Annotated in this window: 20 protein-coding genes; 7 read left to right on the forward strand and 13 right to left on the reverse strand. The window is 66.1% G+C overall.

The features are described 5' to 3' along the window. Nucleotides 1-60 precede the first annotated feature (60 nt). On the forward strand, nt 61-543 hold the full coding sequence (locus E1H18_RS06225; protein ID WP_172264836.1) for an outer membrane protein assembly factor BamE: 483 nt from the start codon (nt 61-63) through the stop codon (nt 541-543). A gap of 268 nt (nt 544-811) precedes the next feature. Further along, on the forward strand, nt 812-1,351 hold the full coding sequence (locus E1H18_RS06230) for a response regulator (RefSeq protein WP_172264839.1): 540 nt from the start codon (nt 812-814) through the stop codon (nt 1,349-1,351). A gap of 92 nt (nt 1,352-1,443) precedes the next feature. On the opposite strand, the gene E1H18_RS06235 is transcribed toward E1H18_RS06230, so the two are convergent. The 7 genes from E1H18_RS06235 to glyA all read right to left on the reverse strand — a co-directional run bounded on the left by E1H18_RS06235 (nt 1,444) and on the right by glyA (nt 8,173). Continuing rightward, nucleotides 1,444-3,582 carry a sodium-translocating pyrophosphatase gene (locus E1H18_RS06235; protein ID WP_172264842.1) on the reverse strand — a complete coding sequence of 713 codons (2,139 nt, stop codon included), beginning with the start codon at nt 3,580-3,582 and terminating at the stop codon, nt 1,444-1,446. Between the two features lie 257 nt (nt 3,583-3,839). Continuing rightward, nucleotides 3,840-4,343, reverse strand: coding sequence for a hypothetical protein (locus tag E1H18_RS06240; protein ID WP_172264845.1), 504 nt, complete (start codon nt 4,341-4,343; stop codon nt 3,840-3,842). A 44-nt stretch (nt 4,344-4,387) separates the two neighbouring features. Then, nucleotides 4,388-5,446 (reverse strand): thiamine-phosphate kinase, encoded by a 1,059-nt coding sequence (gene thiL / locus E1H18_RS06245; RefSeq protein ID WP_172264848.1) that lies wholly within the window; start codon nt 5,444-5,446, stop codon nt 4,388-4,390. After that, nucleotides 5,406-5,855 carry a transcription antitermination factor NusB gene (gene nusB / locus E1H18_RS06250; RefSeq protein ID WP_172264851.1) on the reverse strand — a complete coding sequence of 150 codons (450 nt, stop codon included), beginning with the start codon at nt 5,853-5,855 and terminating at the stop codon, nt 5,406-5,408. Before nusB ends, thiL begins: the two co-directional genes overlap by 41 nt. Next, nucleotides 5,852-6,316: a 6,7-dimethyl-8-ribityllumazine synthase gene (ribH, locus tag E1H18_RS06255; protein ID WP_172264854.1), complete on the reverse strand. Its 465-nt coding sequence runs from the start codon at nt 6,314-6,316 to the stop codon at nt 5,852-5,854. The genes nusB and ribH overlap by 4 nt, the downstream gene beginning before the upstream one ends. A 64-nt stretch (nt 6,317-6,380) precedes the next feature. After that, nucleotides 6,381-6,854, reverse strand: a complete 474-nt coding sequence (gene nrdR, locus E1H18_RS06260) for a transcriptional regulator NrdR (RefSeq protein WP_172264857.1) — start codon at nt 6,852-6,854, stop codon at nt 6,381-6,383. Nucleotides 6,855-6,886: 32 nt separating this feature from the next. Beyond that, on the reverse strand, nt 6,887-8,173 hold the full coding sequence (gene glyA, locus E1H18_RS06265) for a serine hydroxymethyltransferase (protein ID WP_172264860.1): 1,287 nt from the start codon (nt 8,171-8,173) through the stop codon (nt 6,887-6,889). Between the two features lie 164 nt (nt 8,174-8,337). Here glyA and E1H18_RS06270 point away from each other — a divergent pair, with 164 nt between their 5' ends. After that, entirely contained in the window at nt 8,338-8,781 is a 444-nt protein-coding gene (locus E1H18_RS06270) for a MucR family transcriptional regulator (protein ID WP_172264863.1), read from the forward strand. Nucleotides 8,782-8,882: 101 nt separating this feature from the next. On the opposite strand, the gene hemA is transcribed toward E1H18_RS06270, so the two are convergent. The 6 genes from hemA to E1H18_RS06300 all read right to left on the reverse strand — a co-directional run bounded on the left by hemA (nt 8,883) and on the right by E1H18_RS06300 (nt 14,903). Next, entirely contained in the window at nt 8,883-10,109 is a 1,227-nt protein-coding gene (hemA, locus tag E1H18_RS06275; protein WP_172264866.1) for a 5-aminolevulinate synthase, read from the reverse strand. Nucleotides 10,110-10,258: 149 nt separating this feature from the next. Further along, entirely contained in the window at nt 10,259-11,155 is an 897-nt protein-coding gene (gene mmsB, locus E1H18_RS06280) for a 3-hydroxyisobutyrate dehydrogenase (RefSeq protein ID WP_172264870.1), read from the reverse strand. A gap of 74 nt (nt 11,156-11,229) precedes the next feature. Beyond that, entirely contained in the window at nt 11,230-12,036 is an 807-nt protein-coding gene (locus E1H18_RS06285; protein WP_172264873.1) for a class I SAM-dependent methyltransferase, read from the reverse strand. Between the two features lie 60 nt (nt 12,037-12,096). Further along, nucleotides 12,097-13,149 (reverse strand): enoyl-CoA hydratase/isomerase family protein, encoded by a 1,053-nt coding sequence (locus E1H18_RS06290; protein ID WP_172264876.1) that lies wholly within the window; start codon nt 13,147-13,149, stop codon nt 12,097-12,099. A gap of 7 nt (nt 13,150-13,156) precedes the next feature. Next, nucleotides 13,157-13,750, reverse strand: a complete 594-nt coding sequence (locus E1H18_RS06295) for a histidine phosphatase family protein (protein ID WP_172264879.1) — start codon at nt 13,748-13,750, stop codon at nt 13,157-13,159. A gap of 7 nt (nt 13,751-13,757) precedes the next feature. After that, nucleotides 13,758-14,903 carry an acyl-CoA dehydrogenase family protein gene (locus tag E1H18_RS06300; RefSeq protein ID WP_172264882.1) on the reverse strand — a complete coding sequence of 382 codons (1,146 nt, stop codon included), beginning with the start codon at nt 14,901-14,903 and terminating at the stop codon, nt 13,758-13,760. A 263-nt stretch (nt 14,904-15,166) separates the two neighbouring features. Here E1H18_RS06300 and E1H18_RS06305 point away from each other — a divergent pair, with 263 nt between their 5' ends. The 4 genes from E1H18_RS06305 to E1H18_RS06320 all read left to right on the forward strand — a co-directional run bounded on the left by E1H18_RS06305 (nt 15,167) and on the right by E1H18_RS06320 (nt 19,192). Further along, entirely contained in the window at nt 15,167-15,625 is a 459-nt protein-coding gene (locus E1H18_RS06305) for a DUF2147 domain-containing protein (protein ID WP_172264885.1), read from the forward strand. Nucleotides 15,626-15,770: 145 nt separating this feature from the next. Continuing rightward, the gene (locus E1H18_RS06310) at nt 15,771-17,270 is read left to right on the forward strand and encodes an NAD(P)/FAD-dependent oxidoreductase (protein ID WP_172264888.1); all 1,500 of its coding nucleotides are present in this window, start codon (nt 15,771-15,773) and stop codon (nt 17,268-17,270) included. 58 nt (nt 17,271-17,328) lie between these two features. Next, nucleotides 17,329-18,330: a porphobilinogen synthase gene (gene hemB / locus E1H18_RS06315; protein WP_172264891.1), complete on the forward strand. Its 1,002-nt coding sequence runs from the start codon at nt 17,329-17,331 to the stop codon at nt 18,328-18,330. Between the two features lies 1 nt (nt 18,331). Beyond that, nucleotides 18,332-19,192, forward strand: coding sequence for an AraC family transcriptional regulator (locus E1H18_RS06320; protein WP_172264894.1), 861 nt, complete (start codon nt 18,332-18,334; stop codon nt 19,190-19,192). Nucleotides 19,193-19,221: the final 29 nt, after the last annotated feature.

Raw genomic sequence — 19,221 nt, forward strand, 5'->3', positions numbered from 1 at the left:
ATTGAACTAAGCCCGCGCGGGCGATAGGTCAAAGTCTGCATTTTCCGGTTCGGAGCCTAGATGTCTCGCCCCGCCGTCCTCGCCGCCGCTGTTCTGGCCCTGGCGTTCGCTACCTCGGCCTGTACGCCGCTGACGAGCTATTCCGGCTTCCAGGCCATCGAGGCCAAGCCCGCCGACATGAAGGTCGGTGAAGACAGCAAGTCCACCCTCATGGAGAAGCTGGGTTCGCCGTCGACGGTTTCGACCTTCGACAACAACACCTGGTACTACATCTCGCAAACTACCGACCGCGTGGCCTTCTACATGCCGCGCGTGATCAAGCGCGACGTCGTGGCCATCAAGTTCAACCCGGCCGACGAAAAGGTCGCGTCGGTGAACACCTACACCCTCAAGGACGGCAAGGTGATCGCCTACAACGGCCGCGAGACGCCGACCCGCGGTCGCGAGATGACCATCCTGGAACAACTGCTGGGCAACGTCGGCCGCGGCGGCATGCTCCCGCGCGACGACGAGGCTCCAGGCCAGCGTCCGGGCGGCCGCTAGAACCAAATTCGTCGACAATCCGACACTTCGGAAGCCGCTCATCGCAAGATGGGCGGCTTTTTCGCGCGCTCGAGTTGTGGGGCAAGGAGCCCACCCATCGACGGTCGCAAGTATAGCGCTTCCGTTTACTGTGAATGCGAGATTGACCGCATTTAGGGCGACAGATTGCCGCACTTTAAACATTTCATAAACCCAAATCGGGTCACCTTAGAGCTGTGATCGTCCAAGCAATTGCATGACGAATTCACGGCGGCGGTGGAGGCGCACTGTGGAGGCGATGAATCTACGTGCCGTGTCGTTCCTGCTGGTGGACGACAACGCCAACATGCGCAAGGTCATCGCCGCGATCCTCAAGGCAGGCGGCGCGCGCAGGATCTTCGAGGCCGACGACGGCCTGCAGGCGCTGAAGATATTTCAGTCGCAGGAGATCGACATCATCTTCACAGATCTGGTCATGCATCCGGTCGATGGCCTGGCGTTCGTGCGCTGGGTGCGCACATCCAGCGCCAGCCCCAATCCCTACGCGCCGATCATCATGATGACGGGGCACGCCACCCAGCGCACCCTGACCGACGCCCGGATGGCCGGGGTCACCGAGTTCCTGGCCAAGCCGCTGACGGCGCGCGGGGTCATGCACCGTATCAACGAGATCATCAACAACCCCCGCCCCTTCGTGCGCGTGAACGGCTATTTCGGCCCGTGCCGCCGCCGGCGGATCGACCATGACTTCCAGGGGACAGACCGTCGGGCCGCGGAGACTGAAGTCCAGGACGCGCTGGCCGAGATGGCCATGGAAGACGTCTACTAGTTTCGCGCCATCCCCCGAAAACAGGATGACCGCAGAAAGAACGCCCCGGAGTCTCCTCCGGGGCGTTCCAGTTTCAGGCCTGCTGCGAAGACCTAACCGCCGTGGGCCAGGACCGCCAGCAGCAGCAGGGCCACGATGTTGGTGATCTTGATCATCGGGTTCACGGCCGGACCCGAAGTGTCCTTGTAGGGGTCGCCGACGGTGTCGCCGGTGACGGCCGCCTTATGGGTGTCGCCGCCCTTGGTGTGCAGGACGCCGTTCTTGTCGGTGAAGCCTTCCTCGATCACCTTCTTGGCGTTGTCCCAGGCGCCGCCGCCACTGGTCATCGAGATGGCGACGAACAGGCCGGTGACGATCACGCCCATCAGCATGGCGCCCAGCGCGGCGAACGCATCGACCTTGCCGGCGATGGCGTTGATCACGAAGAACAGCACGATCGGGGAGACGACCGGCAGCAGGCTGGGCACGATCATCTCGCGGATGGCGGCCTTGGTCAGGATGTCCACGGCCTTGCCGTACTCGGGCTTGACCTCGCCAGTCATGATGCCCGGGTTCTCGCGGAACTGACGACGCACCTCGGCGACCACCGACTCGGCTGCGCGGCCTACGGCGGTCATCGACATGCCGCTGAACAGGAACGGCAGCAGGCCGCCGAACAGCAGACCGACCACGACATACGGATTGGACAGGTCGAAGGTCACCGGGCCCATGCCGTCGAAGAAGCTGCCCGGGGCCGCATTGGCCGAGAAGAACTTCAGGTCTTCGGTATAGGCGGCGAACAGGACCAGCGCGCCCAGGCCCGCCGAGCCGATGGCGTAGCCCTTGGTGACGGCCTTGGTGGTGTTGCCCACGGCGTCCAGGGCGTCGGTGGTGACGCGGACTTCCGGCGGCAGGCCCGCCATCTCGGCGATGCCGCCAGCGTTGTCGGTGACCGGACCGAAGGCGTCCAGGGCGACGATGAAGCCGGCCAGAGACAGCATGGTCGTGGTGGCGATGGCGATGCCGAAGAGGCCCGCCAGATTATAGGTCACCACGATGCCGACGATGATGGTCAGGGCCGGCAGGGCCGTGGCTTCCAGCGACATGGCCAGCCCCTGGATCACATTGGTGCCGTGACCCGAGACGGACGCCTGGGCCACCGATTTCACCGGGCGGAAGTTGGTGCCGGTGTAGTACTCGGTGATCATCACGATCGCCGCGGTGACCACCAGACCGGCCAGGCCACAATAGAACAGGTTGTCGGCGGTGTAGGTGCGCGAGCCGATCTCGATGGCGGTCGGCACCAGTTCGTGGATCACATACCAGACGGCCGGGATCGACAGCACGCCAGTCACGATCAGGCCCTTGTAGAGGGCCCCCATGATGTTGTTGCTCTTGCCCAGGCGAACGAAGAACGCGCCGATGATCGAGGTGACGATGCAGACCGCGCAGATGGCCAGCGGCAGCAGCATCATCGCGCTGACGGCCTCGGTGCCACGGAAGAAGATCGCCGCCAGGACCATGGTGGCGACCGTGGTCACTGCATAGGTCTCGAACAGGTCGGCGGCCATGCCGGCGCAGTCGCCGACATTGTCACCCACGTTGTCGGCGATGGTCGCAGCATTGCGCGGGTCATCTTCCGGGATGCCGGCTTCCACCTTGCCCACCAGGTCGCCGCCCACGTCGGCGCCCTTGGTGAAGATGCCACCGCCCAGGCGGGCGAAGATCGAGATCAAGCTGGCGCCGAAGCCCAGAGCCACCAAGGCGTCGACGACGCCGCGGCTGGTCGGCTCCATGCCCAGCACCTCGGTCAGCACCCAGTAGTAGCCCGCTACGCCCAGCAGGGCGAAGCCAGCCACCAGCATGCCGGTGACGGCGCCGGAGGTGAAGGCCAGCGACAGGCCCTTGGCCAGCCCCTCTGACGCGGCCTGGGCCGTGCGGACATTGGCGCGGACCGAGATCAGCATGCCTGCGAAACCGGCCGCGCCCGAAAGCACCGCGCCGACCAGGAAACCGCCGGCGGCCCATTGTCCGATCAGCAGATAGACCACGACGAGGATGACCACGCCGACGATGGAAATGGTGAGGTATTGCCGACGCAGATAGGCCTGGGCCCCTTCCTGGATCGCCGCGGCGATCTCCTGCATCCGCGCATTGCCGGCCGAAGCCCGCATCAGACTAGCCGTCTGCACAGCGCCGTACAGCACTGCCAGCAGCCCGGCCCCGATGGCCAGATAAAGCCAAAGACTCATAAGATTGATCGCCCCTTCGCGCTTCCTTGTCACGAGGGGACGCCGATCCTTCGGCGGCGACCTTGAGCCAGCGCAAAACGCAGGCTCTCGACGCCGTAGAGGTCGACTGGCGGGCCTTTGGCCTCGTGCCCCCTCGATGCTCCCTGAACAGACGCTCGAACGGCGTCATGCGAAAGAGACTGTCAGAGGACCGAGAGGCGCGCAACCCGCGTCACGGCAAGCGATTCCGCAGCGTCAAGGACGCCGCGGGCTCGGAATCAGGGGTTCATCTCGGCCGGGCGCGACGACGCCGTCGTCCGGGGCTTGGGCGGCATCAACTGCTGGCGGGGGATCTGCTTGACGATCTCGACCGAGGAAACCTTGCCCTTGCCGAACAGCACGCCGCACTGGGTCTTCACGAAGCCGGTCAGCTTCGGACCGTCGACTTCCTTCCAGGTGTCAGGGCGTACGAACGGGGTCTTGTAGGCGGCCTTGACGATGGCGTCGCGCAGCTCCGGCTCCTTCTCCTTGAAGGCGCCGGCGTCGGTTCCAGAGGCCAGCTTCAAGGTCATGGCCACGAAGACGTAGTTGACGATCCGACCGTTCACGATGATCGGGATGGTCATCGAGCCCAACTTGTAGGTCGGGTCGAGCGCCTGCCCCTCGCCTTCCTTGGCTTCCTTCTTGTCGCTGGCCCAGGCAGATGCGCCCCCGGAAGAGAGCGTGGCGGCGAGCGCGGCAGTGAGCAGGAAACGGCGCGAAGGCGTGCGAAGAGCGGTCATGGGCTCACCCCATAGCCGACAGCCCTTGAGATTGGCCTAATCGATCAGCCGTGCAGCCAGCCCAGACGAGACGGCGTAACGTCGCGGCCCTTGTAGTAGGCGCTGACCCCCTCGCCTTCCACGAACTCGCCGATCTCGCTGACCTTGACCCCCGCCGCCGCCGCGGCGACGCGGAAGGCCCAGGCCTCGTTGGGATCGACGGCGCAGACGATCTCGTAATCGTCTCCGCCGGACGCCAGAGAGATTCGGCCTTCGACCTGCTCGGGCTGCTGGTCCAGCCAGGCCTGGCCGCTGGGCGACAACGGCAGGCGCTCCAGGTCGACCCGCACGCGGCAGCCGCTGGCCTTGGCGATGTGACTGCTGTCGGCCAGCAGACCGTCGGAAACGTCGGCGGCCGCCTTGGCGTGAACGCGCATGGCGTCGCGTAGGCTGATGCGCGGCTCGGGCTGGCGATAGCGGCGCAGCAGCGAGCCATCCGGATCCATCACCTCGCCCCACTGGGCCAGCAGGCCCAGCCAGCCGTCGCCGATCGTGCCGGAGACCATCAGGCGGTCGCCGGGTTTGGCGCCCTTGCGCAATATGGTCCCGCCTTGCGGAACCCAGCCCAGCAAGGTCGCCGAGACGACCAGCGGACCGGAGGTGGTGACCGTGTCACCGCCCAGCAGCGAAATGTCGAAGGCTGCGCCGTCCTCGGCCAGGCCGCGGGCGAAGGTCTCGCGCGAAGCGACATCCGAGCCTGAGGGCCAACCCACCGCAAGGAAATAGCCATAAGGCTCGGCGGCCTTGGCCGCGAGATCCGAGAGATTGGTGCGCAGCAGCTTGCGGGCGACGACGTCCAGGGCTTCGTCGGCCAGGAAGTGCACGCCCGCGACCATGGCGTCCTTGGTGATCACCAGGTCGTAGCCGGGACGCGAGGGCAGCACTGCCGCGTCATCCAGCAGGTCCAGCGCGACCGGATCGCCGCGGGTCAGCGGCCGCAGAAGACGTTCGATATGGTCGAATTCCGTCGCCGGCGCCGCCGCCGTGGGCGGGGCGTCGTCTTCGGCGAACCAATCTTCTTCGTCAGTCTCGTGCATCACGGGCGATCGCGTCGAGGGCGCCATTGATGAAGCCTGACTCGGGTCCTTCGAAAAAGGATTTCGCGATCTCGACGTATTCGTTGATGACGACCTCGGTCGGGACGTCCGGCCGGTACATCAATTCGTAGGCGCCGGCGCGCAGAACGGCGCGCGCCGTGGCGTCCAGACGCTCCAGGCGCCAGCCCGAAGCCAGGCGCTTGACGACGCCCTGGTCGATCTTGGCCTGGTTGGCGACCACGCCCTTGGCCAGCTCGGCGAAGAAGCTCTCGTCGGCGGCGGCCAGTTGCTCGCCCTCGACGTCGCGGTCGAAGCGGTGCTCGCTGAATTCGCGGATCACCGAATCGACGCCCGCGCCCGAGACTTCCATCTGGTAGAGCGCCTGGACGGCGGCGAGACGCGCCACCGAGCGCGGTTGAATGCGGTTGCCGCTCATCGGGACTGTCCCAGCAATTGACGCTTGAGGGCGATGGTTTCCAGGCAGGCCTTGGCGGCCGCGCCGCCCCGATCGCCTTCGCTGACCTTGGCGCGCGCCCAGGCTTGCGCCTCGTCGTCCACCGCCAGAACGCCGAAGCCGATCGGCAGGCGTTTGCCGATGCCCAGGTCCTGCAGACCGCGGGCGGTTTCGTGAGCGACCAGCTCGAAATGATAGGTCTCGCCGCGGATCACGCAGCCGAGCGCCACATAGCCATCATAGCGCACGCCAACCGGGCGCGTGCCGGCCTCTTCGGCGATCGCCACGACCGTCGGGATCTGCAGAGCGCTGGAAACCGTCACCACGTCGTATTCCGCGCCGTAGGCTTCGATCGCCTGGGCGGCTCCGCGCAGCAGTTCGTCGGAGACGCCCGAATGGCTTCGGCCCTCCACGATCAACAGGCGGATGTTGTCTTCTACCATCTCGGTTCGAATCTCCACGGCCACGCTCGCGGCGCGACCAGAACACACATCAAGGCTTAACGGACTATAGCTCGTCCTCGACGCCGTCGCTCAGACCTTCTTCGGTCAGGAACTTGGCGAAGTCGCGCGTTTCCTTGAAGTCCCTATAAACGGACGCGTAGCGGACATAGGCCACGTCATCGAGCGATTTCAACGCCTTCATGACCATTTCGCCGACCGACGAGGACGGAAGTTCAGTTTCGCCCATGCTTTCCAGCTGTCGGACGATGCCGTTGATCATCCGCTCGACGCGCTCGGCTTCCACCGGGCGCTTCTGGGTGGCCAAAGCGATCGAGCGGACCAGCTTGTCGCGATCGAATGGCGAACGCCGCCCAGACCGCTTCAGGATGATCAGTTCGCGCAGCTGAACCCGCTCGAAGGTGGTGAAGCGGCCGCCACACTCCGGGCACATCCGGCGACGACGGATGGCCGCGCCGTCTTCCGACGGACGGCTGTCCTTGACCTGACTTTCGGCGTGTCCGCAGAAGGGGCAACGCATGATGTGGCCCCTCCCGCGGCGCCTAGACCCAATTAGTTGTAGATCGGGAAGCGGGCCGTCAAGGCCAGCACTTCCTTACGCACCGTGGCTTCGACCTCGGCGTTGCCGTCCGGACCGTTGGCGGCCAGGCCGTTGATCACTTCGCCGATCAGCTCGCCCACGCGGGTGAACTCGGCTTCCTTGAAGCCGCGGGTCGTACCGGCCGGCGTGCCCAGGCGGATGCCCGAGGTGATCGTGAACGGCGCGGTGTCGAACGGCACGCCGTTCTTGTTGCAGGTCATGTGGGCGCGCTCGAGGCTGTGCTCGGCGTCGCGACCCGTCACGCCCTTGGGGCGCAGGTCGACCAGCATCAGGTGGCTGTCGGTGCCGCCCGAGACGATGTTGACGCCCGACTTGCCCAGCGCTTCGGCCAGGGCCTTGGCGTTGGCGATGATCTGGGCGGCGTAGTCCTTGAACGCCGGCTGCAGCGCTTCGCCGAAGGCCACGGCCTTGGCGGCGATGACGTGCTCCAGCGGACCGCCCTGCAGGCCCGGGAAGACGGCCGAGTTGACCTTCTTGATGATGGCTTCGTCGTTGGTCAGCACCATGCCGCCGCGCGGACCGCGCAGGGTCTTGTGGGTGGTGGTGGTGACGACGTGGGCGTGCGGGACGGGGTTGGGGAACACGCCGCCGGCCACCAGGCCCGCGAAGTGGGCCATGTCGACCATCAGATAGGCGCCGACGCTGTCGGCGATCTGGCGGAAGCGGGCAAAGTCGATCTCGCGGCTGTAGGCGCTGCCGCCGGCGATGATCAGCTTGGGCTTCTCGCGCTCGGCCACCTCGGCGACGTTGTCATAGTCGATCAGCTGGTCCTGCTGGCGCACGGTGTAAGACACCGGCTTGAACCACTTGCCCGACTGGTTGGCGGGCGAGCCGTGGGTCAGGTGACCGCCGGCGGCCAGGTCCATGCCCATGAAGGTGTCGCCCGGCTGCAGCAGGGACATGAACACCGACTGGTTGGCCTGCGAGCCCGAGTGCGGTTGGACGTTGGCGAAGGCCGCGCCGAACAGCTGCTTGGCGCGCTCGATGGCGATCGTCTCGATCTCGTCGACGAACTCGCAGCCGCCGTAATAGCGCTTGCCGGGATAACCCTCGGCGTACTTGTTGGTCAGGATCGAGCCCTGGGCCTGCAGCACCGCCTTCGAGACGATGTTTTCCGAGGCGATCAGTTCGATCTGGTTCTGCTGCCGATCCAGCTCACGACCGATGCGATCAAAGATATCGCGATCGGCGTCAGCGAGGTCCGCACCGAAGAAAGCGTTGAGGTTAGCTTGGGTCATCACGCGCTCCAGGCGTTTCGGGGAGTCGGCAGAGGCGCCCTCTTTAACGGGATGGGCGCGGCGATCAATCTCGGAACAACATGTCCCTTTGAGCGTTGCCGTCCTGCAAGGCGGCGTCGATCGCCTGCGGAGTAGCAATTGCAGCAACGGGAATGGGGTATCTCATGGCGTCTCAAGGTGGCGGCACGGACACGGCGAATGACACCAGCGTCGATATCCTGGGTCTCAGCGCCGAGATCGTGGCTGCCTACGTCGGCCAGAACACCATCTCTCACACCGCCATTCCGGAACTGATCCGCACGGTTCACGAGGCCCTGTCCTCGCTGGGCAACGGCAGCGAGCCGCCGCGTCCGGTCGAGAAGGCCAAGCCAGCGGTGCCGGTCGGCCGTTCGGTGCAGCACGACTACATCGTGTGCCTGGAAGACGGGAAGAAGTTGAAGATGCTGAAGCGCTACCTGCGCTCGCACTACGACATGAGCCCCGAGGAATACCGTCGCAAGTGGGGCCTGCCGCCCGACTATCCGATGGTGGCGCCGGCCTATGCGGCCCGCCGCTCGGACTTCGCCAAGAAGATCGGCCTGGGCAAGGGCGTGCGGCGCGGCAGCTAGTCGGCCCTGCCCGATCAGGCACGCGAACGCCGCCGGATCCCGGCGGCGTTTTTCGTCTCGACGATGTGCGGTTTGATCGAAGTTGAAGGTGCTTCTGATCCTTAAGCCGCGTGGCCGCCCATGCGCGCCACGTTGCAGTGGGCCCACAGGGTTTCCATCGATGCGACCAGTTTCCGCATCATCTCGTCGGTATGATACGGCGTCGGCGTGAAGCGCAGGCGCTCGGTGCCGCGCGGCACGGTCGGATAGTTGATCGGCTGCACATAGACGCCGTGGTCGGCCAGCAGCATGTCGCTGATCATCTTGCAGTGGACGGGATCACCGACCAGCACCGGGACAATGTGGCTTTCGCTGTCCATGACCGGCAGGCCGGCCTTGCGGAACATGGCCTTCAGGGTCGCGGCGCGCTCCTGATGGATCTCGCGCACTTCCGGATGCTGCTTCAGCCAGCGGACGCTGGCCAAAGCCCCCGCGACCAGCGCGGGAGGAAGCGAGGTGGTGAAGATGAAGCCGGCGGCCATCAGGCGGATGGCGTCGACCACTTCGGCGTCGCCGGTGATGTAGCCGCCCATCACGCCATAGGCCTTGCCCAGCGTGCCTTCGATGATGTCGATGTCGGCCATCAGGCCTTCGCGCTCGGCGACGCCGCCGCCGCGCGGGCCGTACATGCCAACCGCGTGGACCTCGTCGAGATAGGTCATCGCGCCGTACTTCTTGGCCAGGGCGATGGTGCCGGCGATGTCGGCGATGTCGCCGTCCATCGAATAGACGCTCTCGAAGGCGATCATCTTGGGGGCGTCGGCAGGGGCCGCGGCCAGCAGTTCCTCGAGGTGCGCCAGGTCGTTGTGGCGGAAGATCTTGCGCGGACCACCGCCATTGCGGATGCCGGCGATCATCGAGGCGTGGTTCAGCTCGTCCGAGAAGATGATCAGACCCGGCAGGATCTTCTGCACGACCGACAGCGAGGCTTCGTTCGAGACATAACCCGAGGTGAACAGCAGCGCGGCTTCCTTGCCGTGCAGATCGGCCAGTTCCTGCTCCAGCAGGACGTGGTCGTGGTTAGTACCCGAGATGTTGCGGGTGCCGCCCGAGCCCGAACCGTGCTCGTCGACGGCGGCCTTCATGGCGTCCAGCACGACAGGGTTCTGGCCCTGGCCGAGATAGTCGTTGCTGCACCAGACCACGACTTCGCTCTCGCCGCCGTCCTGGCGGGTCCAGGTGGCGCGCGGGAAAGCGCCACGTTGACGCTTCAGATCTGCGAAGACGCGATAACGGCCTTCGTCACGGATCTGGTCGACGGCGCTGCGGAACGCGGCTTTGTAGTCCATGGTCTTCTCTCAAACCGCTACGGATTGCTCCGGCGGTCCCTTAATTTCTGGCTCGGCTTTTCGCACCAAGCGCCTGCACTGTCCATCTAGGGGCATTTACCTAGCAAATTGAATTGCGCGATTGGACGCATCGATTGCGTCTATGGCGGTTACGACAGCGCGCCCAACCGCCCTCGCATCAGCTCGATTACGGCCGAGAAATCCTTGCCTGCGAAGCCGTTGGCGGCGAACAGCGCATAAAGCGCCTCGGCTTGCGCGCCCATCGGCGTGGCCGCGCCGGACTTGGCGGCGGCGTCCTGGGCCAGTTTCAGGTCCTTCAGCATCATCGCCGTGGCGAATCCCCCCTCGTAGCCGCGGTCGGCCGGAGTCTGCGGCCCCACGCCCGGAACCGGGCAATAGGAGGTCACCGACCAGCACTGGCCGGACGACTTGCTGGCGATCTCGAAGAATCGGTCGGCGGCCAGGCCCAGCTTCTCGGCCAGAGCGAAGGCCTCGCAGGTTCCCAGCATCGAGACGCCCAGCAGCATGTTGTTGCAGATCTTGGCCGCCTGCCCCGTCCCGTGCTCGCCGGCGTGGATCGTGGCGCGTGACATCGGGGCCAGCGCGGTCTCGACGGCGGGGAAGTCGGCGGCCTCGCAGCCGACCATGAAGGCCAGGGTCCCGGCTTCGGCGGCCATCACCCCGCCTGACACCGGCGCGTCGGCGAAGCGGAAGCCGGCTGCAGCCGCCTCTCCCGCCACAGAGCGGGCGCTCTCGACGTCGATGGTGGAACAGTCGATCAGCAGGGCCGACTTGGGCGCGCTCTGCAGGATCTGGTCGCTGTAGACGGCGCGCACGTGCGGGCCGGCCGGCAGCATGGTGATCACCACCTCCGCATCGGTCACCGCCTCTGCAGCCGACCCCGCAGCGCTGCATCCGGCCGCCACGGCTCGCTCCAACGCTGTCGCCGACAGGTCGAAAGCCAGAACGTCGTGGCCCGCCTTGGCTTGGTTGGCGGCCATGCCGCCGCCCATGTTGCCCAGGCCGATGAACGCGATGCGCGCCATTGTAGAGCTCCCTGCAAAGACGAACCGCGCCTCATGGGCGCGGTCCTTATCGTTGTTTAATCTAGGCTTTTCACTTACCGCGCCGAGGCGGGCTTGCGGAACTTGTAGACGAACTGGTCGGTCTTGCCGCGGATCGAAGGATCAAAGACGTTGGTCTTGCGGTTGTCCGCGGTCGAGCGCAGCACGCGGCTTTCGCCCTCGAACACGAAGCCGGCGGCAGTGACCTCGGCCCGAACCGTGGCTGCGTCGATGCGGTGCAGGTCCTCGGTGTGGCGAAGGCCCGTGCCCGGCTCGGCCGCGTGGTCGATGATCAGGTAGACGCCGCCCGGCTTCAGGGCCTTGAACACCTGCCGGTTCACGACCGACAAATCGGCCGGGCCCATGAACTTGTCGTGCATGTCGTGATAGTTCTGGGCCGTGAACACCAGATCCAACTTCTCGGGGGCCGAGAAGTTCGGAAGCGTGTTCAGGATCACCTTCACATTGGAATATTCGGGGTCACGGGCGATGGCGTTCACCGCCGGCTCGCGCTTGGCCAGCTTGGTCAGCTCGTCCGGCACATAGGCGTAGACGGTCCCGCGCGGGCCGACGGCCTTGGCGAAGATGCGGGTGAAATAGCCCGCGCCCGGGATCAGGTCGGCGACCTTGCCGCCGGGACGCACCCCGGCAAAGGCCAGCAGCTGGCCCGGATGGCGATCGGCGTCGCGCACCATGTCGGCGGCCGGACGCGACGGATCGCTGAGCGCGGCGGCGACGTTCGGGGGAATCGCCGCAGCGACCGGGCCCGACGGCGGCGGCGGGGGCGGCGGACCCAGCATCGGCTGCGTGGCGCAGGCGGCTAGGCCTAGCACGGCGACGAGACTGAGAAGCGGCTTACGCATGGCAATCCTTCCGAACCGACAAGTGTTCTTGGTTGTGGCCACGTTAGCCTAGACCACTCGCTACGTCAGCGGTCTCCATTCCTCGCCGCGGGGAAGCGGGGCGAAAATCTCGTCCAGCATGGCGTCGGTGACCTCCTCCAGGGTCGCCGGCTCCCAACGGGGCGCATGGTCCTTATCGACGATCACGGCGCGGACGCCCTCGATGAAGTCGTGCTTGCGCACCACCCGCGAGCCGATCCGGTACTCCATGACCATGTTGTCGGCGAAGTCGGTCATGGCCGCGCCACGCTTCAACTGCTCGAAGGCGACCTTCAGCGTCTGCGGCGACTTGGTCTTCATGACCTCCAGCTGGGCCTTGCCCCAATCGCTGGAGTCCAGCGTCAGGAACTCGAAGATCTCCTCGACGCTCTCGCCGACGAACAGGCGATTGAGATCCTGCTCGAAGCCCAGCAGCGCGGCCTTGCCGGCGTCGGCGCGATACTTCTTCAGGGTGTCTTCGATGCGACGCGGATCGGCGATGATCGCCTTCTTCAAGCCCTCGACGGCGCCGAATTCCACGAAGTGGGTTGCGATCCCCAGGCGCATGCAGTCTGCGCCCTTGATGCGCGCGCCGGTCAGGGCCAGCCACAGCCCCGCCTTGCCCGGCAAGCGCGGCAGGTACCAGCCGCCGCCCACATCGGGAAACAGGCCGATACCGGTCTCGGGCATGGCGTAGGTCGTGCGCTCGGTGGCGATGCGGATGTGCGCGGGCATGGAAATGCCGACGCCACCGCCCATCACCACGCCATCCATCACCGCCACCACAGGGGTGTCGTAGGTGAACAGCAGGTGGTTCAGCTGGTACTCGGTATGGAAGAAGCGGCGCGCCTCGACGCCGTCCTTGGCCCCGCTTTCGGCCAGCATGCGGATGTCGCCGCCGGCGCAAAAGCCCCGCTCGCCCGCATGGTCGATCAGGACCATGTAGATCTCGGGGTCCTCCTGCCAGTCCAGCAGCGCGCCGATCATGGTCTCGCACATCCCCAGCGTCAGAGCGTGCAGGGCCTTGGGGCGGTTCAACGTGATGCGGCCGACGTTCTTCTCGACGCGGATCAGGACTTCGGGTTCGTCGGTCATGTCGATCCTAGACGGGTTCGGTGACGGGCGCGCAGGCCAGGCGCTGCATCTGGCCGGCGTGCAGGCGGAAGATAGCGTCCTGCGGCACGTCCTGGGCCATGACCTCGGCTCGCGTCAGGCCGCCATAGGCGCCGCGCAGCAGGCGGCCGGCGATACCGTGGCTGACGACGATCAGCTTGCGCTCGGGCTCGGGCGCCTGTTCGGCCAGCCAGGCCGACACGCGGACCATGATGTCGTCATAGGTCTCGCCGCCGGGCGCGCGGAACGCCCAGTCCGGATCGTCCAGCAGCGCGGGCGTCTCGGCCCGAACCTCATCGCGCAAACGGCCCGACCAGTCGCCGACATTGATCTCCAGCAGGCGGTCGTCGAACGCCACCGGCAGCGATAGGGCCGCCCCGATCGCCTCGGCCGTGTTGCGAGCCCGACGCAGCGGGCTGGCGACGATGCGCCATTCGGCTGGATCCTCGATCAGCGAAGCCAGAAGCTCGCCCATCGCTGCCGCCTGGGCGCGGCCCAGCGGGGTCAGGTCGGACTCGGTCTGGCCCTGCAGGCGGCCTTCGCGATTGTGGAAGGTCTGGCCGTGGCGGCAGAGATAGATCATCCGACGCTCATTGGCGGAACAGCTCGCGGGCGATGATGACTCGCATGATCTCGTTGGTCCCTTCCAGGATCTGGTGCACCCGCAGGTCGCGTACAATGCGCTCGAGCGGATAGTCCTGGAGGTAGCCGTAGCCGCCGTGCAGCTGCAAGGCGTCATTGGCCACCTGGAAGCCGGCGTCGGTCGCGAACCGTTTGGCCATGGCGCACAGCTTGGTGGCCTCGGGGTGCTTGTTGTCCAGCGCGTGGGCTGCGCGACGCACCATCAGGCGGGCGGCTTCCAGCTCGGTGGCCATATCGGCCAGCTTGAACTGCAAGGCCTGGAAGTCCTTCAGCGGCCGACCAAACTGATTGCGGGTTTCCAGATAGGTTTTGGCGGTGTCGAGCGCGAACTGCGCGCCGCCCAGCGAGCACGAGGCGATGTTCAGCCGCCCACCGTCCAGGCCCATCATGGCGAAGCGGAAACCTTCGCCCTCCTCACCGATGCGATTGGCGACAGGAACGCGGCAGTTGTCGAAATTGACCTGGGCGGTGGGCTGAGCGTTCCAGCCCATCTTGCGCTCATTGGCGCCGAAGCTGAGCCCTTCGGACCCCTTCTCGATCACGAACGCCGAGACGCCCTTTGCGCCCTCGCCGCCCGTGCGCGCCATGACGACATAGAGATCCGAAACCCCGCCGCCCGAGATGAAGGCCTTGCCGCCATTCAGCACATAGTGGTCGCCATCGAGCTTGGCGGTCGTGCGCATGTTGGCCGCATCCGAGCCCGAGCCCGGTTCGGTCAGGCAGTAGCTGGCGATCAGCTCCATGGTCGTCAGACGCGGCAGGTAGCGCTGGCGCAGGTCGTCCGAGCCGAAGCGATCGATCATCCACGAGGCCATGTTGTGGATGGTCAGATAAGCAGCCGTCGGCACGTCGCCGTAGCTCAACGCCTCGAAGATGATCGAGGCGTCCAGGCGCGTGAGGCCGCTGCCGCCGACCTCCTCATTGACGTAAATGCCGGCGAAACCCAGCGCCGCGGCTTGACGTAGAACGTCGACGGGGAAGTGCTTGCGCTCGTCCCAGTCGGCAGAATGCGGGGCAAGCTGTCCCTCGGCGAACGCGCGAGCAGCGTCCTGGATCGCGACCTGGTCTTCGTTCAGCGCGAAATCCATGCGCACTTCCTCCCGTTCGGGGCAGAACCGCCCTCACCTTCTTGCCGCTGACGTGCCGCGCTGGCGGGCGGGTGTCAATCAGGCCGCGGGCTGATTTCAGGGCGCGCCACAGGTTTCCCTCCGCGTTCGGAAGGTGTGACCTGAAATCCTCCGTTACACGGTGTGTATCGTCTGTGACGCCACACCCCCTTGATAACCAGCGCTCTTCGCTCCAAATGGCGATCTTCGAGTCTGAGCGTTCTCAACAACAATAAACTGCATCAACGACTATGCGTTTCGCAAAACTTGCTCTGGCGGCTCTCGTGGCGGCCTTCGGAATGATCGCGGTCTCCGCTCCGGCCTATGCCGGCGGCGACATCTCGCGCAGCTATGGCGTCTGGCGCAATCCGAAGAACAGCGTCCACCTGGAGATCAAGGACTGCGGTCCTTCGACCTGTGGCGTCGTCGTGTGGGCCAGCGCCAAGGCCGAGGCCGATGCGCGCAAGTCCGGCACGGACACCCTGATCGGCAAGCAGCTGCTGCGTGACTTTGAAGCCCAGAACAATGGCACCCTCAAGGGCCGCGTCTGGGTTCCGACCCTGAAGGTCACGCTGATCGGCTCGGCCGACATCGTCGACACCAAGACCATGCGCGCCAAGGGCTGCGTCCTGGGTAACTTCCTGTGCAAGAGCCAGCTGTGGACCCGCATCGACGGCCCGTCGGTGCTGGCTTCGCGCGCCGCGCCCTAAACCCTCCTTCCCCTACGACATCGAAATCGCCGCTTGATCCCGATCAAGCGGCGCGCCACCCTCTAAGTGTACGTTGATAACCTAGGCGTCCCACAGAGACGCCGGGAACTCAATGCGGCCGCAAGGCCAGCACGGGAGGAACGGCATGAGCGAGGCGGCGACGCTTCCCAAGACCGCGCGCGACGCGGCGATCCAGCATTTCGACGTCATCGTCGTGGGCGCGGGCATTTCCGGCGTCGGCGCGGCCTATCACCTGGCCACACAGAGACCGCAGACAAGCTTCACCGTCCTGGAGGCGCTGGAGGGCTTCGGCGGCACCTGGCTGACCCACACCTATCCGGGCGTGCGCTCCGACAGCGACCTCTACACCTTCGGCTATCGCTTCAAGCCCTGGGTCGGCCCGCCGATCGCCACGGCCGCTGAGATCCTGGCCTATATGGGCGAGGTGATCGCCGAGAACGATCTAGCCGAACGCATCCGCTATCGCCGCCGCATCAGCGCCGCCAATTGGTCATCGCAGGACAAGTTGTGGACTCTGGAGGTCACCGGCCCCGACGGCGTCGAGCGCTACACGACCAATTTCCTCTGGATGTGCCAGGGCTATTATCGCCACGCGGTGGGCTACACGCCGGAGTGGCCGGGCATGGAGACCTACAAGGGCAAGGTCGTCCATCCGCAAACCTGGCCCGCCGACCTCGACTACAAGGGCAAGAGAGTCGTGGTCATCGGCTCGGGCGCAACGGCCGCCACCCTGGCGCCCGCCATCGCGGGCGACAGCGCCCAGGTCACCCTGCTGCAGCGTTCGCCGACCTATTTCGTCCCCGGCCGCAACGAGAACGAGCTGGCCGACACTCTGCGCCAGCTGCAAATCGACGAGACCTGGATCCACGAGATCGTCCGCCGCAAGGCCCTGTTCGACCAGCACGAGTTTACCCGCCGCTCGGTCGAGGAGCCCGAGGTCGTCACGGCCGAACTGCTGGAGGGCGTGAAGGCGTTCCTGGGTCCTGACTACGACATCGCCAAGCACTTCACGCCACGCTATCGGCCCTGGCGCCAGCGGATCGCCTTCGTGCCGGATGGCGACCTCTTCCAGGGCGTGGCTTCGGGCAAGGTCCACGTCGTCACCGACGAGATCGAGCGCTTCACCGAGACCGGCTTGCTTTTGAAGTCGGGCGAGATTCTGGAGGCCGATATCATCGTCACGGCCACGGGCTTTGACCTGTCAGTGCTGGGCGACATCGCCTTCGCGGTCGATGGCCAGCCGCTCGACTTCTCCAAGACCGTCACCTATCGCGGCATGATGTTCACCGGCCTGCCCAACCTCATCTGGGTGTTCGGCTATTTCCGGGCCAGCTGGACGCTGCGGGCCGACATGATCGGCGACTTCGTCTGCCGCCTCCTGAAGCACATGGATGACAAGGGCGCCCGCCAGGTCGAGGTCGCCCTGCGCCCCGAGGATACGGACATGCCGATCGGCGACTGGATCGACGCCGAGGACTTCAATCCCAACTACCTGCTGCGCAACATGCACCTGCTGCCGCGGGCCGGGACCAAACCGGAATGGCGTCACACCCAGGACTATTGGACCGAGAAGGAAGTCTTCCCCGCCATCGACCTGGACGACCCGGCCTTCCGCTATTCCTGAGCCCTCTTAAGGGTCTCGCGGACTTGCCTCGTGCAGCGGCGCGGTTCAAATCAACGCCATGACCACGCCGCCTCTCGCCCCCTATCCCGCCAGCCGCCTGCGTCGCGTGCGCCAGGCCGACTGGACCCGCCGCCTCGTCCGCGAGACCGAGGTCCGACCGTCCGACCTTATCTGGTCGATGGTGGTGCATGAGGGCGAAGGCGTGATCCCCGTGACCTCGATGCCGGGCGTCGAGCGCCTGAGCGTCAAGGAAGCCGCAAAGGCCGCCGTTCGCGCCCGCGACCTGGGCATCCCCGCCATCGCCATCTTCCCGCACATCGACGGTTCGCGGAAAGACGCGACCGGCTCGATCGCCGCCGATCCGGACGGCGTCATCCCCCGCGCCGTCAAGGCTATGAAGGACGCCGCCCCCGAGGTCGGCATCATGTGCGACGTGGCGCTGGACCCCTTCACTGACCACGGCCACGACGGCGTGGTCGAGGGCGGCAAGATCCTCAACGACCCGACCATCGAGCGCCTGATCGAACAGGGCATCATGCAAGCGGAAGCCGGCGCCGACATCCTGGCACCGTCCGACATGATGGACGGCCGCATCGGCAAGCTGCGCGCCGCGCTGGAAGGTGCAAACTTCCAAGACGTGATGATCATGTCCTACGCCGCCAAGTACGCCTCGGCCTTCTACGGCCCGTACCGCGACGCCATCGGCTCAGCGAAGCTCTCGGCCGGCCAGGGCGACAAGAAGACCTACCAGATGGACCCGGCCAACACCGAGGAGGCCATCCGCGAGGTCGCGCTCGACATCGCCGAAGGCGCCGACATGGTCATGGTCAAGCCGGGCATGCCCTATCTCGACATCCTGCGCCGCCTGGTCGACGAGTTCCGCATGCCGACCTACGCCTTCCAGGTGTCGGGCGAGTACGCGATGATCAAGGCCGCCGCCCAGAACGGCTGGATCGACCACGACCGCGCCGTGCTGGAAAGCCTGACCGCGTTCAAGCGCGCCGGCGCGGCGGGCATCATCACCTATTTTGCCCCCTGGGCCGCCGAGCAGCTGGGCTGATATGGCCGCGCCGAGGACCGCCTTCAGCCAAGGCCGGTTCTACGGCGCGCCCACCGTCGAGCGCCGCCTGACCGGCGTACGCCTGGCCCACCTGGAAGCCACCAAGCGCGCCGAACACGTCGACGAGCACAGTCACGACGACGCCCACTTCGTGCTGGCCACCCACGGCCGTTACATCACCACCGCCGCCGGCCCTGAAACCGAGGGCCCGGTGCTGGTCTACAACCCGCCTGGCGTCGTCCATCGCGACCGCTTCGTCGACGTCGGCGGCTATTTCCTGGCCGTCAGCTTCGAGGCCGCCGACTGGCGGGCCCTGGCCAACGCCGGACAAGGCGCGGCGATCGACGCCCTGCGGCTGACGGGTCCCGCCGCCCGACGGGCCGCCTTGCGCTTGACCCGGTCGCTGCTGGCCCGTGACAACGAGGCGCTGTCGCTGGAGGGCCTGAGCCTGGAACTGGCCGCCCAGGCCCTGACGCCGGCGCCCGACAGCGACAAGCGCCCCTCCTGGCTGGACGAGGCCGAGACCTATCTGGCCGACGCCTTCGACCAGCCGATCGGCGTGGCGGACCTGGCTCGCGTCGCCGGGGTGCATCCGGTCCACCTGGCGCGCGGCTATCGCCGCTGGCTGGGCGCCGCGCCCGGCGATCGCCTGCGCACCCGCCGGCTGGAACGCGCCGCCGATCTGCTGATGCGCGGCCGCGACCCGATCGGCGAGATCGCCCTGGTCTCGGGCTTCTGCGACCAGAGCCACCTCAATCGCCAATTCCTGAAGGCCTATGGCGTCACGCCCGGCGAGTTCGCGCGGCTTTGCGGACGACGTCATGTTTCAACCGTCCAAGACGAGGCGTTCGAAGCGGCCTAGACGGCGAACATCGTTTTCGGAGCCGCACC

Source organism: Caulobacter sp. RHG1 (assembly GCF_013181195.1).
Taxonomy (GTDB): domain Bacteria; phylum Pseudomonadota; class Alphaproteobacteria; order Caulobacterales; family Caulobacteraceae; genus Caulobacter.

Bases quoted from the DNA above. Each gene is read 5' to 3' on its own strand.
- E1H18_RS06310 (WP_172264888.1), top strand. From the start codon at position 15,771: ATGAGCGAGGCGGCGACGCTTCCCAAGACCGCGCGCGACGCGGCGATC.
- E1H18_RS06225 (WP_172264836.1), top strand. From the start codon at position 61: ATGTCTCGCCCCGCCGTCCTCGCCGCCGCTGTTCTGGCCCTGGCGTTC.
- hemB (WP_172264891.1), top strand. From the start codon at position 17,329: ATGACCACGCCGCCTCTCGCCCCCTATCCCGCCAGCCGCCTGCGTCGC.
- E1H18_RS06285 (WP_172264873.1), bottom strand. From the start codon at position 12,036: ATGCGTAAGCCGCTTCTCAGTCTCGTCGCCGTGCTAGGCCTAGCCGCC.
- glyA (WP_172264860.1), bottom strand. From the start codon at position 8,173: ATGACCCAAGCTAACCTCAACGCTTTCTTCGGTGCGGACCTCGCTGAC.
- nrdR (WP_172264857.1), bottom strand. From the start codon at position 6,854: ATGCGTTGCCCCTTCTGCGGACACGCCGAAAGTCAGGTCAAGGACAGC.
- mmsB (WP_172264870.1), bottom strand. From the start codon at position 11,155: ATGGCGCGCATCGCGTTCATCGGCCTGGGCAACATGGGCGGCGGCATG.
- E1H18_RS06270 (WP_172264863.1), top strand. From the start codon at position 8,338: ATGGCGTCTCAAGGTGGCGGCACGGACACGGCGAATGACACCAGCGTC.
- E1H18_RS06305 (WP_172264885.1), top strand. From the start codon at position 15,167: ATGCGTTTCGCAAAACTTGCTCTGGCGGCTCTCGTGGCGGCCTTCGGA.
- E1H18_RS06295 (WP_172264879.1), bottom strand. From the start codon at position 13,750: ATGATCTATCTCTGCCGCCACGGCCAGACCTTCCACAATCGCGAAGGC.
- E1H18_RS06240 (WP_172264845.1), bottom strand. From the start codon at position 4,343: ATGACCGCTCTTCGCACGCCTTCGCGCCGTTTCCTGCTCACTGCCGCG.
- E1H18_RS06290 (WP_172264876.1), bottom strand. From the start codon at position 13,149: ATGACCGACGAACCCGAAGTCCTGATCCGCGTCGAGAAGAACGTCGGC.
- nusB (WP_172264851.1), bottom strand. From the start codon at position 5,855: ATGAGCGGCAACCGCATTCAACCGCGCTCGGTGGCGCGTCTCGCCGCC.
- hemA (WP_172264866.1), bottom strand. From the start codon at position 10,109: ATGGACTACAAAGCCGCGTTCCGCAGCGCCGTCGACCAGATCCGTGAC.
- E1H18_RS06320 (WP_172264894.1), top strand. From the start codon at position 18,332: ATGGCCGCGCCGAGGACCGCCTTCAGCCAAGGCCGGTTCTACGGCGCG.
- ribH (WP_172264854.1), bottom strand. From the start codon at position 6,316: ATGGTAGAAGACAACATCCGCCTGTTGATCGTGGAGGGCCGAAGCCAT.
- E1H18_RS06235 (WP_172264842.1), bottom strand. From the start codon at position 3,582: ATGAGTCTTTGGCTTTATCTGGCCATCGGGGCCGGGCTGCTGGCAGTG.
- thiL (WP_172264848.1), bottom strand. From the start codon at position 5,446: ATGGCGCCCTCGACGCGATCGCCCGTGATGCACGAGACTGACGAAGAA.